The following is a 15,587-nucleotide window of genomic DNA, read 5'->3' as shown; positions in this document are numbered from 1 at the left end:
AAATTGCTATTTCATCAGTGCTTCTGCTTAAATAGGGCGAATTATAATAACCCGTAAGAAGCACTATGAAATTCAAAACCACTGCTAATAAAACGTTAGTGGCTCTCGCAGTCGCATCTAGCTTCATGCTAGCAGGTTGTCAATCAACCGCCTCAACGCCTTCTGAAGAACAAGTTACCAATGTAGCACCAGTTGTTGCTACTCCTGCTGATCCAGGTTCAGCTGAAATCACGTTAGAGCAAGCAATGGCTCACCCTGATTGGTTAGGCCGTCAACCTGAGCGTGCTTTCTGGAACGGTGATTCTAACAGCATCGTTTATGCACAAAAGCAACAAGGCAATGAGTTACGCGATTTATACGTTCAAGCGGTAAATAGCCAATCTGCATCACAATTAGCGTTAAACAAACTACACACTGTAGGCGCTAAAAATGCCGTTTACTCAGCAGATAAAAAACAACAGGCTTATGCATTTGAAGGTAATATCTTCGTTAAAAACCTAAGCACTGGGCAAATTACACAAATCACTCACGATAGCGCAAAGCAATCAAAACCACAGTTTTTAACTGATGGTAACCTTGCATATCGCCAAGGTAATGCATTTTATAAAGTTGATTTAGCAACGGGTCGTCAAGTTGAATTAGTTAACTTACACCTAGACGATGCACCTAAAGGTGTACAAGAGCCAGACACTTACATTGCAAAAGAGCAGCACAAACTAATTGATTACATTGCGCTGACGCACAAAAACAAAAAAGATCGTGAAGAGCGTAAAACACAAATCAACGAGCAAAACGACAGCATTGCTAATGCACAATTTTATTTAGGTAAAGGTAAGCGTTTAGCAGATGTACAGCTTTCACCAAATGGCCAAGCACTTGTTGCAGTAACCACAGAAAGCCGTTCATGGCGCGATGAAGGCGATATCATGCCTAATTACATTGCCGATGATGCACGCGTTAAAGCAGAAAAAGTACGCCGTCGTGTTGCTGATGAAAAACCAATCAGCTCAGACGTTGTTTACATCGACCTTAAATCAGGCGAGCAAACAACGCTTGCATTCGATACCTTACCTGGTTTTGATGAAGACGTACTTGCAGCTGTTAAAAAAGAAAACTACGCCCGTGATGGCAAAACTTATAAGTCTGAAAAATCACCACGTGCCATCAACTTAATGATGGATTGGGGTTGGGACCAAAGTGCAATCCAATGGAACACAGATGGTACACAAGTGGCACTAATGCTTGAAGCATGGGACAACAAAGACCGTTGGTTAGCGACTGTTGATACACAAAACAATAAACTTGTTTCACAACACCGTCTGCATGACGATGCGTGGGTTAACTATGCATACAATGATTTTGGTTGGTTGAACAACTCAGACACGCTTTACTTCTTATCTGAAGAGTCTGGTTACAGCCACATTTACAAAAAGCCTGTAAACGGTAAAGCAACGCAGCTTACTAAAGGCCAATTTGTTGTTTCTAACTTAACGTTAACAGCTGATAACTCAGCGATTTACTACAAAGCCAACGTTGAGCACCCAGGTCTTTACGAAATCTATCGTGTAAACCCTGCAAACGGTGAATCTGAGCAAGTAACCAACCTTGATGGTATGACTGATTACCAGTTAAGCCCAGATGAAAGCAAACTATTGCTAACTCATTCAAAAATTATGTCGCCGCCTGAGCTCTATGTTGCTGATGCAAAAGCAAACACCCAAGCAACTCAGTTAACGCATACAGTATCTGATGAGTTCTTAGCGAAGAAACTAATTGCACCTAAGATTGTTGCTGTGCCTTCAAGCCATACTGATCAGCCAATTTACGCAAAAGTATATTACCCAGCTGATTATAAAGAAGGCGAAACAGGTAAAAACCGTAAAGCAGTTATCTTTAACCACGGTGCTGGTTACCTACAAAACTCACACATGGGTTGGTCTGGTTACTTCCGCGAGTTTATGTTCCACTCACTACTTGCTTCAGAAGGCTACGTAGTAATGGACATGGACTACCGTGCATCGAAAGGTTACGGCCGTGATTGGCGTACAGCTATTTATCGTCAAATGGGTACACCTGAAATCCAAGATTTAGCAGATGGCGTAAGCTGGATGGCAGACAACGCAAACGTTGATACACAAGCTGTAGGCACTTATGGTGGTTCTTATGGTGGTTTCATGACGTTTATGGCGCTATTCACGCAACCTGATTTATTTAAAGCAGGTGCTGCACTTCGCCCGGTAACTGATTGGGCTCACTACAATGGTCCTTATACGTCTAACATCTTAAACCACCCAGATGTTGACCCAATTGCCTATGAAAAGAGCTCACCAATTTACTTTGCTGAAGGGCTTAAGAGTCGTTTATTAATTAATGCGCCTATGGTTGATGACAATGTTTTCTTCCAAGACTCAGTTCGCTTAGTACAACGCTTAATTGAGCTTGAAAAAGAAAACTTTGAAACAGCGATCTTCCCAGTTGAGCCGCATGGTTTTGTACAACCATCAAGCTGGTTAGATGAATACCGTCGTATTCATAAGCTATTTAAAGAAACGCTTTAATCAATAGCGTAAATGAAAAACAGCCACTTTAAGTGGCTGTTTTTATTTGTAATCGAATTTATCTATAAAGGGTTATTTGCAGTAAAATTCACTCACATCAAGTACTGTCTTACCTTCTTCTGAGTCGTTTTCAAAAATTAAACTATCACCCTCTAAACTCATTTTATAGTCTTTCATCCATGATAGATTAGCTATTAACTCCAATTCATAGCGATTAAACGAAACAGGGCACTTTAAATACACATAATGGTGAGCAGTTCCAAAAGCTCCAGGGTCTGATGTGTAGACATAAAAGGTGCGATATTCAAATGCTCGTTCTTGGTGAACGTAATCAGTATTTGAGTTAAACATGTTGTTGAATAATATAAGTAAACCAATACCAAAGAACATTAAGCATGAATACAAAATACTAAGAATAAGGGTCAAATGAGCAATAATTTTATTTTTAAACGATTCTTTAACGATTCTGTATTTTGCTAACAATAGACAAAACCCAATACAAAGTGAGCAAAACACTATGGTGTAATAGATATTATCAAGGCTTGCCATAAACGTTGGTGAAACAAATTTTAAGTTTACCAATTGGCCAAATAGCCCAGCCAATAGAGGCCCGTAAAGACAGAATAGTATAATGCGAAGGTAAATATTTCCTTTATTTTCATTCATTTAAAATTCCTTTTTCTAGTTAACAAAGAGCAGTTGTAAAGAGCGAGTAAGGTTACCCGCGCTTTTTTATTATTTTTATAAAGACAGGCAAAGCCAACAGTGTGCCGCCAATTGCGCCGATAAAGTGGGCATCAATGGCAACATTAGACGCGATTAACTGAGTCACCGATTCACTCGGGCCTGCTATTTGCTCCCAAATCACTTTAGCCCAAGTACCAGCGAACAATAACCAGCCTGATAGCATGCCTGCTTGTACATCTTTAACTGCACCCCAAATGATCACACCGTGCAACAGGGCACTTAATCCGGTGTAAATTTGGATATCTGGGCAAAATAGCCACACACCTAATCCACACCACAGTGCAAGAACAATAATATTAAACGCATAGCGAGCAGGGCTTGTATGCTCAGCGTGTAGAGCCCAAATTAATAAAATTCCGGCGCAATTTAAGCCTAAATGTGGCCAATTAGCATGCACAAATTGGCTAGTGAAAATGCGCCAAAATTCACCATTTGCAACTAACTCACGGTTAAATTCAAGATATTCATTTAAGTTAAACGTAGCAAATGAGGAACTTAGTATTACTAAACACAGTGGCGGCAGAATATATTCTAGTTTCAGGGGCAGGTTTATCATGTTATTTTTGGTGTATCTGAGATTGTCGCCTATTGTGCACGTTTAATTTTAAGATGCCAAATACACTACGGGATTAAGTTTATTTATGTTATTCAAAACCAAAGCGCTGTTAGCTCTGTCCACCTCATTAATTTATTCAACTGCTATTTTCGCAGCCCCTGCAAAAGTTGAAACTCGCGAACCTGAAGCTGCAACGGGATTTGCTCATAAACAAGTTGTTGAAGGCGATAAATACATGGTCGCTGCAGCAAACCCTTATGCAGTAAAAGCCGGGCAAAAAATGCTTGAACTAGGCGGCTCAGCGGTTGACGCTGCTATTGCAACGCAATTAGTACTGACACTGGTAGAACCGCAATCGTCGGGGATCGGTGGGGGTACATTTATGATGTACTTCGACAACAAAACAAAGAGCCTAACTAGCTTTGATGGCCGTGAAACGGCTCCAAGCAATGCTGACGAAACGTTGTTTTTAGATAAGCACGGTAAAGCCGTAAAATGGATTGAAGCCGTTGTAGGTGGTCGTTCTGTTGGTGTACCGGGTATTTTAGATGCCTTTGCCACAGCCCATAAGCGTTACGGTAAGTTAGAGTGGCAAACCTTGTTTGCCCCTGCCATTGAATTGGCTGATAAAGGCTTTATCGTGTCGCCGCGTTTACATCAATTATTGGCTAAAGAATTAAACCCAGGGGTTACCAAGCTACCTGTTATTCGTGACTACTTCTTTCCTGATGGTAAACCGCTTGCTGTAGGTACCGTGAAAAAGAATCCTGAACTTGCCGCGCTTTATAAAGATATAGCGAAACAGGGCATTGATGCATTTTACAAAGGTGAAAACGCTAAAGAGCTTGTGCATGCAGTGCAAAACTCAGCAGTCGCACCGGGTACATTAACGGTTGAAGACTTAGCCAATTACAAAAGCAAAGAGCGTGCACCTGTGTGTGTTGATTATCGCCAGTACGCAGTGTGCTCAATGGCACCACCTAGTAGCGGTGGTGTAGCTGTGTTACAGATTTTAGCCTTACTTGAACATAAAGACATGGCTAAACTTAAACCAAACTCTGTACAGGCGCTGCATTACTTTACCCAAGCATCACGTTTAGCGTTTGCTGATCGTAATGTGTATATGGGTGACCCTGACTTTATGACAATCCCGACACAAGGATTACTCGATAAAAACTACATTGCTGGTCGCGCAAAACTTATTTCTGAAAAAGATACTCACGCAGAAGCAGGCACACCACCAAACTCAGTTGCATACGCGCAAGATGATGCATATGAGCTGCCATCAACTTCCCATGTTTCGATTGTCGATAGTCAAGGTAACGCTGTGTCGATGACAAGCTCTATCGAAATGGCGTTTGGTTCAACAGTAATGGTGAGCGGGTATATTTTAAACAATCAACTAACTGACTTTGCTTTATCGCCAACTAAAGATGGTAAGCCATTGGCTAATCGTGTTGAAGCAGGTAAACGTCCGCGTAGTTCTATGTCGCCAGTCATGGTGTTTAACAAAGACGGCAGCTTACGTTTAGTGGTTGGTTCGCCGGGTGGTAGCCGTATTATTGATTATGTAGCTCAAGTGGTTGTAGGAGTGCTTGATTGGAACCTAGATGCGCAAACAGCCATTAACTTACCGCGCATTACTAATCGTAATAATTACACAAGCCTCGAAAAGGGCACTGAGCTTGCCAACGCTGAAGCTGATTTTGTTAACCGCGGACACACAGTTCGTATCCTAGATTTAAACTCTGGTTTACATGCTGTTGAAGTTAAAAACGGTAAACTTTATGGCGCAGCCGATCCGCGTCGCGAAGGCATCGCTTTAAGTGATAAAAGCCACTAAAAACAAGCTCAGCAGCCTTAAAGCTGCTGAGTTTTCATGTATACTATCTGCTATGCTATTTAGAGCATAAAATTCATTTTCTTCAATGGTCTGACAAGGTGAATTGTCATTGCAATTTCGCCTTCAAGAGTAATAATGTCAGGTCATAATTATGACGCATCAAAGCTTGGAAATATGACTACAAATACCGATCCAAATTATCTTTATATTCCTTATTCAGGCCCAGGTCTGATTGAAACGCCACTATTAAATAAAGGCAGTGCTTTTTCACAAAAAGAAAGGGAAAATTTCAACTTAGCCGGATTACTGCCACCGCGTTATGAAACGATCGAAGAACAAGTTGAGCGTTGTTACCAGCAGTATTCTAGCTTTAGCGATAATTTAAATAAGCACATTTACTTACGTGCTATTCAAGATAACAACGAAACACTTTACTACCGTTTAGTGCGTGATCATCTTGAAGAAATGATGCCTATTATCTACACGCCAACGGTAGGTGATGCTTGTGAAAAGTTCTCAGACATTTACCGTAGTGCCCGTGGTCTATTTATTTCTTATGAAGATCGTTTCCAAATTGATGATATTTTACGTAATGCCACTAAAGGCAAAGTAAAAGTTATCGTTGTGACTGACGGCGAGCGTATTCTTGGTCTAGGTGACCAAGGTATTGGTGGTATGGGTATTCCAATTGGTAAGTTATCACTTTATACAGCGTGTGGTGGTATTAGCCCTGCATATACGTTACCAGTGATGCTTGATGTTGGTACGAATAACGAAAAACTACTTAACGACCCTATGTACATGGGTGCTCGCCATAAGCGTATTTCGCAAGAAGAATATGACGAATTCTTAGATCTATTTATTAAAGCAGTTAAACGTCGTTGGCCAAGTGTTTTACTTCAGTTTGAAGACTTTGCACAACCAAATGCCATGCCATTACTAAAACGCTACCGTGATGAAATCTGTAGCTTTAACGATGACATTCAAGGTACTGCTGCGGTAACTGTAGGTTCTTTACTTGCTGCATGTCGTGTTAAAGGCGCGAAGCTTTCTGAGCAAAAAGTGGTGTTTGTTGGTGCAGGCTCTGCAGGTTGTGGTATTGCTGAGCAAATTATCAGTACTATGGTTGCTGAAGGCATTAGCGATGAGCAAGCGCGTTCGCAAATTTTCATGGTTGACCGCTTTGGTCTACTTACTGAAGGTATGGAAGGCTTACGCGATTTCCAACAAGCACTTTGCCAATCTAAAGATGGCTTAAGTGAGTGGACTTACAGCGGTGAGTACGCATCACTATTAGATGTAATGCACTGTGCGCAACCAGACATCCTGATTGGTGTATCTGGCCAGCCTGGTTTATTCACTGAACAGGTTATTCGTGCAATGCACGCATCTTGCCCACAACCGATTATCTTCCCGCTAAGTAATCCGTCTAAGCAAGTTGAAGCACTTCCTTCTGATGTTATTGAATGGACAAACGGCCAAGCGATTGTTGCTTCTGGTAGTCCATTTGATCCGGTTGAGTATAACGGCCAAACATTCCCAATCCCACAATGTAACAACAGTTATATTTTCCCGGGTATTGGTTTAGGCGTAATTGCTGCTAAAGCTACACGTATTACAGATGCAATGCTGATTGTATCAAGTGAAACACTGGCTGAGTCTTCACCACGTGCAAACACTGGTAAAGGCAGCTTATTACCTGCACTGACTGAAATCCAAGCGTTAAGTAAACGTATTGCTTTTGCGGTTGCGAAAAAAGCGATGGAAGAAGGTGTTGCACTAGAGCTGAGCGATGAAGCGCTATGGGCAGCAATCGAGAAAAACTACTGGCTTCCAGAATATCGAAACTACAAGCGCCGTAGTATCTAAACTAGAACGCTTTTAGTGAATGAAAAAACAGGCTTTTTATGCCTGTTTTTTTATATCTGTAAAATGGCTTGTTCATATTCAATTAACCCTTTAAGGTGATAATGAACGGAGTTTTAAATTAAGGAACAGTATTATGCGTAAGTTAGTTTTTACCGCTATGGCGGCAGCACTTAGTTTTAATGTGTTAGCACAAGCAACACCTGATGCGCCACATATTTATATACAAGGTAATGCAACGGTTAAAGCGATCCCTGATAACGTTAAACTAACGGTAGGTATTGTTGAAGTAGATAAAGATTTAATTGCCGCGAAAAACAAAGCCGATGCAACCATGGCGAAAGCGATTAAGCTTGCTAAAAACCAAGGCGTAGAAGAAAAGGGCATTTATGCGTCTAATATCTCGATTAATCGCCAAACAGAATATAACCGTGAAACGGGTAAGCAAGAGTTTGTAGGTTATAGAGTAACGCGTAGCCTGTCTGTAACTTTAACTGATATAAAAAAATACCCAATTATGCTTCAGCAACTAGTGAATTCGGGCATTAATGAAATTAATCAAACGCAATTTGTATCAAGCAAGTACGAAGAGCTACAAAAGCAAGCGCAAAAGCTAGCCATTAAAGATGCCCGTGCTGCGGCGAAAGAATTTGCCAATGACTATGGGGTAGAGCTTAAAGGTCTTTATACAGCTTCAAGTAGCCCACTTGATACAGGTAGCCAACCTTATATGCGTGCCAGCAAAATGGTTATGGCAGAAGCTGCACCAGATAACTATGTACCTGATGCATACAATGGTGGTGAGCTTACGATTACCGCAAGCAGCTATGCGGTTTATTTAATCGAAAACTAAGTTAACTTATTGATTGCTGGCAAACCTTGCCAGCAATTTTTCACCTTGTTGCTCTGAAATACGAGCAATCGCTTTTAGCATATTAGTGATTTGCTCACGGTCGTATTCATTACTAATATGCTTATCTATATCTTCAATAATTGCCCCTAAATAAACAAATAGGCTATCAGTTGCTTTATTGTTATCAGATGCTCTAAACAATATGTTTTTAAATGCCTCAAGCACGTTAACCATTACATAGGCGTCATTTTTTGCATAGTTACGAATTGGCGTGAAGTTATCATGCAGCAGCTCATCGAATGAGGTTTCGTGAATAAACAGGTGCGGTTGATTGTTCTCGCATCGTTTAAGCGAGTAATTCACATCGTAAATATCTAAGCGCAATATCAGTAATATGCTCAACATATCTATGGCTTTTACCGCAGTACCGGGATCGTTAATACCCGGGCTCATAGCTTTAACAGCGATTTCTGAAATTTGTGTCATACCGTAGCGGTAATGGTCACTAATATATTCTTCGATATAAAAGATAAAGCAGTCTAGTAATTGTTCTACCAGTTCAGGTTTGTCAGATAAATCCTTATCACACTTTAAAAACGGGTATCCCTTTACTGTAAAGAAGCCTTGTTTAACCGAAATATAAATTTTAATACTGTGCTGTTGGCATAACGCACACAACTTATCGCTATGTGCCCCTTTAAAGTAACCTTCTGTTTTACTTTTAACACTATGCCAGTCATCAAACTCAGGAAAATGCTCAACAGGATTTTGTTGTTGCATGTCAATTATGCATTTAAGCTCGCCTTTGGTATTTTTAAATAAGTCGTTTAGTACATTATCGACTTGAATTGCTTTTGAAATTGAGTGAATAAAAAACACAAAAAAACCAAGCGAAATTAAACCAAACACCAATGAAAAGAAGATACCAAGCGATGGAATACCCATATCTCCATCACCAATGGTACGTATGTTTATCAGCATTAATATGGTGTAGATAATACTACCAAGATAAAACCCCAGTACTAATTGGTGCGACTTACGGGTAATAAGGCCCGGCAACACACGCGGCGAAAGACTGGCACTGGCACTATTAAGCACCACCATAACCATAGAAAAACTAAAAACCGTTAATGAGATAATACTGCCGGCAAGTGTGCTGAGGATGGTACGGGCATTCTCTTCGCTATCGACCAATAACACACCAATAAGCTTTTTAAATTCCATTGATAATGACGAGTACTCGACCGCAGTAGTAATTAATCCAAAAACTAAAAACACTACAGAGAGCATTGATGGGTAAAATCCGATACTACTGATCATTTCGCGGTAGTTATCGGCGATTTTTCTTGGCGTAAACATGCACTTCCTTAAGAACTGTTAGACATTAAATATCATACTGAGCTAACCTAACTACTTACTTAACAGCCTAGCAATAAATTATGCTAAGCGTCTAACTTTAAATAAAAATTGGAAAAACTGTGATTGTTTCAACGTTTGCTGCCATCTTGGCCATTTTATACATTCAACTTAGCCTTCGCGTGATCAAATTACGTAGAGCAAAACGCATTTCACTTGGTGACGGGGGAGATAAAAGCCTACAAGCAGCTATACGAACTCATGCTAATTTTATTGAATATGTGCCTTTTTCGTTGATCCTGCTATTTTTATTAGAGTACCAAGGCCTCCCAAGCCATTATTGCTATATTTTAGGTGCAATGCTGGTTGCTGGTCGTTTTTGTCATAGTTACGCACTTGCTGATAATCTGATGAAATTACGTGTATTAGGTATGATGCTTACTTTCATTACTATTTTGATTAGCGCTGTGATGTTATTAGTTACACAGGTTTTCTGATATGCTAAAAATTGTTTTTCCATGTTTGTTGTTCTTATTTTCAACTTGTTTATTTGCCAATGTAAAAACAATTAATGCCAAGAAAAATCGCGTAACACCACCAACCACTTTGCATGTTGTTTATCCTAAAACAATGGATAGCTTAGACGAAGAAGTACTTTATCCTTTAATACTTCTTCGTACAGCTTTAAAAAGAAGTGGTTATAAGTTTACCTTATCACCCGCACCTGAATTATTAAGCCAAAATCGTGTTTTAAAAGAAATTGAAACGACTGGATCTATTAATGTTACTTGGAGCATGACAAACCAAGAGCGTGAAGACACTTTGCTCCCTCTACGAGTTCCTATATTTAAAGGCTTATTTGGTTGGCGATTAATGTTTACTACAGAAGATAAGTTACCGAGGTTGAAACAGCTAAAATCTCTTGATGATTTAAAATCGATTAACTTAGTTCAGGGTGCAGATTGGCCAGATACACGAATTCTAACAAGTAACGGTTTAACAGTGGCAACGGCAATGGACTTTGAATCATTGTTTGTAATGTTAGATAGAGGAAGGGGGGATTTATTTCCTCGTTCAGTATTAGAGATCCAAGATGAACTTGCGTATTTTAAAGAAGGAATGCCGTTGGTCGTTCTGCCGCATCTAATGCTCAAATACAAAAGCCCAATCTATTTCTTTTTTAATAAACATAATACTAATATTGCTAAAGCCGTTTCTCAGGGGATTAAGGTTATGCAGCAAAGTGGTGAATTTGACGAGTTATTTTTTAAGTACAACGGAAACTTTATAAAAAACGCCCACCTACACGACAAAATTGTTATAGAATTGCATAATTATGATTTACCAAGGTTAACCCCAGTCAACGACAAATCGCTGTGGTTAGCATTTGATCAGGTGCCATGAGCTCTAAAATTTTTATTATCGGTTTACCACGAACCGGCACAACTAGTATCTGTAACAGCTTTTTACAACTCGGTTATAAAACCGCCCACACAGCCTATACCCAACAAGCAATTACAAGTGCAGATGTTATTGCTGATACTCCAGTTTTTAGTGAATACGCCTTGCTTGATGAGCACTTTGCAAATAGCCGTTTTATCAACCTCGAGCGCGATTTAACTAAGTGGCTGCCTTCGATTAGGCAGTTACTAGCACGCATGCACACTAATTTAATGCGCCCTGATGGTGGCTTTAATAGCCATTTAAAGCGCTGTTATTTTGATGTGTTTGGTCAGTATAGCTTGGCAGAGTTAGAATCTGATGAATACATAACAGCGTGTTATCAGCGTCACCAACAGCAAGTAGCAGACTACTTTAAAGGGCGTGAACAGCAATTATTAACACTGGATGTAGCAGACTCAAACAGCCCGCAATTACTTCAGCAGTTTTTAAACACTCAGCAGCCAATTAGCTTTAAACAGCTTAATATGGGTGGCAAAGTCACAGCGTGGAATGACATAAAACACCCAGATAAAGTATCATCTACCCGAAGTGGTAAAATTGATAAATCTCTTGGTTATAATCACACGTAAAATACGTTAAAATCGCCGCAATCATAAGTTTAGTTGTTCCTCATCATGTTTGAATTGAAATACCACACGCCATTTGAATGGACAGAAGGTGTCTTAGCTGACTTCGATACCTTTTTACAAGATCATGCTGCAGCAGAGAAAAAAGCTTCTGGTATGGCTATGTCTATGCTTTCTCATTACCCAGACCGTCGCAAGCTTGTTAGAGCCATGACAGACTTAGCACTGGAAGAAATGATCCACTTTAAACAAGTTTTAAAGCTATTAATGGAACGTGATGTATCACTTGGCAATGACCAAAAAGATCCTTACATCAAACAAATTCGTGCGGTATTTAGAAATGGTCGTGATGAATTCTTGATGGACCGTTTATTAGTAGCAGGCGTTATTGAAGCACGCGGACACGAGCGCTTTTCGCTTGTTGCAGAGGCTTTACCTGCAGGCAAAGAAAAAGAGTTTTATGTCGCGATTGCAAAATCAGAAGAAAAACATAAAAACTTATTCGTTGAACTTGCTTACGAGTATTTCGATAAGCAAGAGGTTGATACACGCCTTGAAGAAATCCTTATTGCAGAAGCCGAAATCTGTAAAAAAATTCCATTTACAGCAGCGCTTCATTAACTTGATGCTTGTGTATTAGGCCTTTTAGCCTAATACACAAATTTATGTCTAAACCCCAAAGCAGTAAATTAGGGACTAAAAACAATAATTAAGTATCCTGCAAATAGTTACGCTAATTCTAATTGATTAAATAAACAGCATACATTCATCTTTCTCTCCTATAGTTAAATGAGTACCTAACTGAGAGGAATAGAGCATGAAATGGATGATGACTCTTACGACGCTGTCGTTAATAGGGATTGTATTCACCGGTAATTCTATTTATACCGAAGTGAAGCTCTTTCGTTCAAACGATAAGCCAACCGAAATAACTGCTAGTATGTATCGCTCGCTTATTTGGCATAGTGATATTTATAAAGACGATGAATTTCTACATACCGCACAAAGCTACTTTAGCGATGGCAAAATTGATACGCGTGAATACAGTAAACTAACTAGCCTGGCAAGCAAAACTGCTGGCCCAATCATCTACATTCAAGAAACAGATGAGCAGTTGTGGCACGCTAGGCTAACTTACAAAAAATACCTTGAACAGAAAACGGTCGAACGACTGGCAAGTTTACATTGAGGAAAACTGTTTTATCAACGTGCTAAGCTCAACAATGGTGGGCTTACCGCTGAGGTAATTAGTATCAAGATGGTAACTATTGCCAAGCCAATAGGGCTTTTGGGTCGTGTTATGGCCATGCACAGAAAAGTCGATACTAGGGTTAATTAAAGGTTTTTTCGCTTTGGTTAAGCTCCTATCCCAAAGCAAAGCGCCAATCGCTTGTTGTATATCTTGAGTAGGATTTTGCCAATCCCAATCCGCATGCGTTGTATGTGATAAACCAACTTTAATTTTGCCGTATTCAACATAGTAAGAAAGCGGGCAGTTAAGTAGCTGCTTACAGACAAATGCGAGCTCTTCATCGGTTGCATCTAAATGCCAACGGCCGCCATTCTCAACCCATAAACGGTAGTAACTTTTATCGCCTGCAAGTAAAGACTCAAGCAACATATGCTCGTGGTTACCAAGGCACATATGTACACCAAGCTCTTTATAACGCGCAAGTAACGCAATGCTGTGCTCCCCCCGATCAATCACATCACCCAGTGAAAACAAAATATCTTCGCTTGGATTAAAATTAACAGAGCAAAGCGCCTGTTCAAATTTAGTTAAATCTGCATCTAAATCGCCAATAACAAATACACGTTTACTTTCATTAATTTGGATCTTAACTTGAATGGGGTTTTGCGAGGCAAGAGGGCTTTTAACTAAATTCAAAATACATTCCTTTAAGCAGCTAATAATTTAAGACTATCATAACTCGTTGCTATTTGAGCACTGGGTGGTTATTATCTAGCCTCACTTTTTAGGAGTTACCGCCAACATGAACAACTAAACCTGTTATCCAATTTCATTTTTATCTTTTTGGACCAACAGGGTTAGTAGGCGCTGCTCACTATCACTTTTATAATATTACTTTTCGTGTGATCAAGCGCTTATGCCCCTGTAGTACAGGAGGCACTATGCCACAACTTCAAGCTTTTAATTTATGTTACCAACATGGCAATGGCGATGTTGTATTTAACGACCTTTCATTTTCACTTACTGCTAAAGTCACCGCATTAGTCGGAAGGAACGGCTATGGTAAATCTATTTTAGCGTCAATACTTGCTAAGCAAAAAGAGCCTAGCTCTGGTACGGTTGTTTGTAATTCAACCCTTGGCTTTTACAGGCAAATGAACGATGTAAATCAGGCTGATAACCAAGCAATTGCTGAGGCTATTGGGCTAGAGCCTGTGTTTAATGCCCTCGATGCGATAAACCAAGGGCAAGTTACAGAGCAAAACTTAATTTTGCTTGAAGGAAATTGGGACTTACCAGAGCGCTTTAATGCAGAACTTGTAAGGCTTGGCGTAAACAACAAAACCCCTTACTCACTAAGCAAATATTTAAGTGGCGGTCAGCTTAGCCAATTAAAGCTTTGGGCACTATTTACCTGCATAAAGCCCGACATTTTAATACTGGATGAGCCATCAAACCATCTAGATGCAAAAGGTAAAAGCTGGCTTATAAAGCAAATACACAACTTTAAAGGGCAATTATTACTAATAAGTCACGATCAAGAATTATTAGAACATGCCCATGAAGTTTGGGAGCTAACAACCCTTGGTTTAACACAATATAGTATGCGTTTTTCTGAGTACCAAGCACAAAAACAGCAGCAAGTTGCTGCCCTTGAAAACAAGTTAAACCACGTTGTTAAACAGCAAAGTAAGCTCAAGGCAGCAGAGCAACTACAAAAGCAAAAAACACAAAAACGTGCAGGTCATGGCGCAGCGCTGAGAAAATCAGGCAGCCAGTCTAAAGTGCTGATGGATGCTAAAAAAGATAAAGCCAGCGCTAATTTATCATCACAAAGTAAAAACACCGCTAAGCGAGAAGGTGAACTCACTCGTAATAAACTAGAGCTTTCTAGCCAGCTTGAACAAACTAAAGCACAGCAATTTTACTTAGCGCAATCAGATGAAGTTAAGCACCAAAAAGTACTAAGCCTGCAGGATGTGGTATTAGCACACGGCACACAAAAGCCGCTTAATTTACAGGTGTTCAGTGATGATAAAATTCATTTAGTAGGAGCCAATGGCACTGGTAAATCAACCTTACTTAAAACGCTTATTTTCGAAATACCAGTAAAAGCAGGGCAGTTACATTGTAATCAAGCACTCTATTATTTAGACCAACATTTTGCATTAATAAACAACGAGCTAACCCTGCTTGATAACATTTTGTTTTACTGTAAAAACCTAGATGAGAGCACCGCGCGTACTCTACTTGCCAGTATTGGCTTTAGAAAAGACGCTGTTTTTAAATATGCCGCACTTTTAAGTGGCGGTGAAAAAATGAAGCTCGCCATGTGTATCGTCAGTAATATTGAAAGTACTGCATTCTTGTTACTCGATGAGCCCGATAATCATCTCGACCTTGAATCAAAACAGCTCTTGGCTCATTCATTACAGGGTTTTAAAGGCGGGTTTATACTCGTAAGCCATGATAAATACTTTGTAGAAAGTGTCGGCTGTAATAAGCAAATTGTATTATAAAATAGCCATTTATAAATAAGCGTGCTAGGGTGGTTGTAGGTACTTTATACCAATCCGCAATAATACT

Annotated in this window: 14 protein-coding genes; 10 read left to right on the top strand and 4 right to left on the bottom strand. The window is 39.8% G+C overall.

Annotation, left to right across the window (positions count from 1 at the left end; all coding sequences use genetic code 11):
* Positions 1 to 65: 65 nt before the first annotated feature.
* Complete coding sequence (locus CWC02_RS04695; RefSeq protein WP_138616742.1) at positions 66 to 2,558, top strand: S9 family peptidase; 2,493 nt, start codon at positions 66 to 68, stop codon at positions 2,556 to 2,558.
* 72 nt (positions 2,559 to 2,630) lie between these two features.
* Here the strand turns inward: CWC02_RS04695 and CWC02_RS04690 are convergent, their stop codons facing one another.
* Positions 2,631 to 3,224, bottom strand: coding sequence for a hypothetical protein (locus CWC02_RS04690; RefSeq protein WP_138616740.1), 594 nt, complete (start codon positions 3,222 to 3,224; stop codon positions 2,631 to 2,633).
* 52 nt (positions 3,225 to 3,276) lie between these two features.
* Entirely contained in the window at positions 3,277 to 3,861 is a 585-nt protein-coding gene (gene rrtA / locus CWC02_RS04685; RefSeq protein WP_138616738.1) for a rhombosortase, read from the bottom strand.
* A gap of 85 nt (positions 3,862 to 3,946) precedes the next feature.
* Between rrtA and ggt the strand changes: the two genes are divergently transcribed.
* The 3 genes from ggt (at position 3,947) to CWC02_RS04670 (ending at position 8,423) form a co-directional block, all read left to right on the top strand.
* Complete coding sequence (gene ggt, locus CWC02_RS04680; RefSeq protein WP_138616736.1) at positions 3,947 to 5,704, top strand: gamma-glutamyltransferase; 1,758 nt, start codon at positions 3,947 to 3,949, stop codon at positions 5,702 to 5,704.
* A 174-nt stretch (positions 5,705 to 5,878) separates the two neighbouring features.
* Entirely contained in the window at positions 5,879 to 7,573 is a 1,695-nt protein-coding gene (locus CWC02_RS04675; protein WP_054553942.1) for an NAD-dependent malic enzyme, read from the top strand.
* Positions 7,574 to 7,706: 133 nt separating this feature from the next.
* Positions 7,707 to 8,423: an SIMPL domain-containing protein gene (locus CWC02_RS04670; protein ID WP_054553878.1), complete on the top strand. Its 717-nt coding sequence runs from the start codon at positions 7,707 to 7,709 to the stop codon at positions 8,421 to 8,423.
* A 6-nt stretch (positions 8,424 to 8,429) separates the two neighbouring features.
* Here CWC02_RS04670 and CWC02_RS04665 read toward each other — a convergent pair whose 3' ends face one another.
* Positions 8,430 to 9,782, bottom strand: a complete 1,353-nt coding sequence (locus CWC02_RS04665; protein ID WP_138616733.1) for a DUF2254 domain-containing protein — start codon at positions 9,780 to 9,782, stop codon at positions 8,430 to 8,432.
* A gap of 119 nt (positions 9,783 to 9,901) precedes the next feature.
* Between CWC02_RS04665 and CWC02_RS04660 the strand changes: the two genes are divergently transcribed.
* From CWC02_RS04660 to CWC02_RS04640, 5 genes are all read left to right on the top strand, one after another.
* Positions 9,902 to 10,276 (top strand): MAPEG family protein, encoded by a 375-nt coding sequence (locus tag CWC02_RS04660; protein ID WP_138616731.1) that lies wholly within the window; start codon positions 9,902 to 9,904, stop codon positions 10,274 to 10,276.
* Between the two features lies 1 nt (position 10,277).
* On the top strand, positions 10,278 to 11,183 hold the full coding sequence (locus tag CWC02_RS04655) for a substrate-binding periplasmic protein (RefSeq protein WP_138616729.1): 906 nt from the start codon (positions 10,278 to 10,280) through the stop codon (positions 11,181 to 11,183).
* Positions 11,180 to 11,812, top strand: a complete 633-nt coding sequence (locus tag CWC02_RS04650) for a sulfotransferase (RefSeq protein ID WP_138616727.1) — start codon at positions 11,180 to 11,182, stop codon at positions 11,810 to 11,812. Before CWC02_RS04655 ends, CWC02_RS04650 begins: the two co-directional genes overlap by 4 nt.
* 45 nt (positions 11,813 to 11,857) lie before the next feature.
* Positions 11,858 to 12,430 (top strand): MiaE family protein, encoded by a 573-nt coding sequence (locus CWC02_RS04645; RefSeq protein WP_138616725.1) that lies wholly within the window; start codon positions 11,858 to 11,860, stop codon positions 12,428 to 12,430.
* A 196-nt stretch (positions 12,431 to 12,626) separates the two neighbouring features.
* A complete protein-coding gene (locus CWC02_RS04640; protein WP_138616723.1) occupies positions 12,627 to 12,998 on the top strand; it encodes a hypothetical protein in 372 nt (123 codons plus the stop codon).
* On the opposite strand, the gene CWC02_RS04635 is transcribed toward CWC02_RS04640, so the two are convergent.
* Positions 12,990 to 13,697 (bottom strand): metallophosphoesterase, encoded by a 708-nt coding sequence (locus tag CWC02_RS04635; protein ID WP_249364079.1) that lies wholly within the window; start codon positions 13,695 to 13,697, stop codon positions 12,990 to 12,992. The two genes, CWC02_RS04640 and CWC02_RS04635, sit on opposite strands and share 9 nt — an antisense overlap.
* A gap of 245 nt (positions 13,698 to 13,942) precedes the next feature.
* On the opposite strand from CWC02_RS04635, the gene CWC02_RS04630 reads away from it, so the two are divergent.
* Entirely contained in the window at positions 13,943 to 15,520 is a 1,578-nt protein-coding gene (locus tag CWC02_RS04630; protein WP_138616721.1) for an ATP-binding cassette domain-containing protein, read from the top strand.
* The last annotated feature ends 67 nt before the right edge of the window (positions 15,521 to 15,587 follow it).

Source organism: Pseudoalteromonas sp. S2721 (genome assembly GCF_005887425.1).
Lineage (GTDB): Bacteria > Pseudomonadota > Gammaproteobacteria > Enterobacterales > Alteromonadaceae > Pseudoalteromonas > Pseudoalteromonas simplex.
Note: the sequence above shows the minus strand (reverse complement) of the source record. Positions and strands in the feature narration are given on the sequence as shown.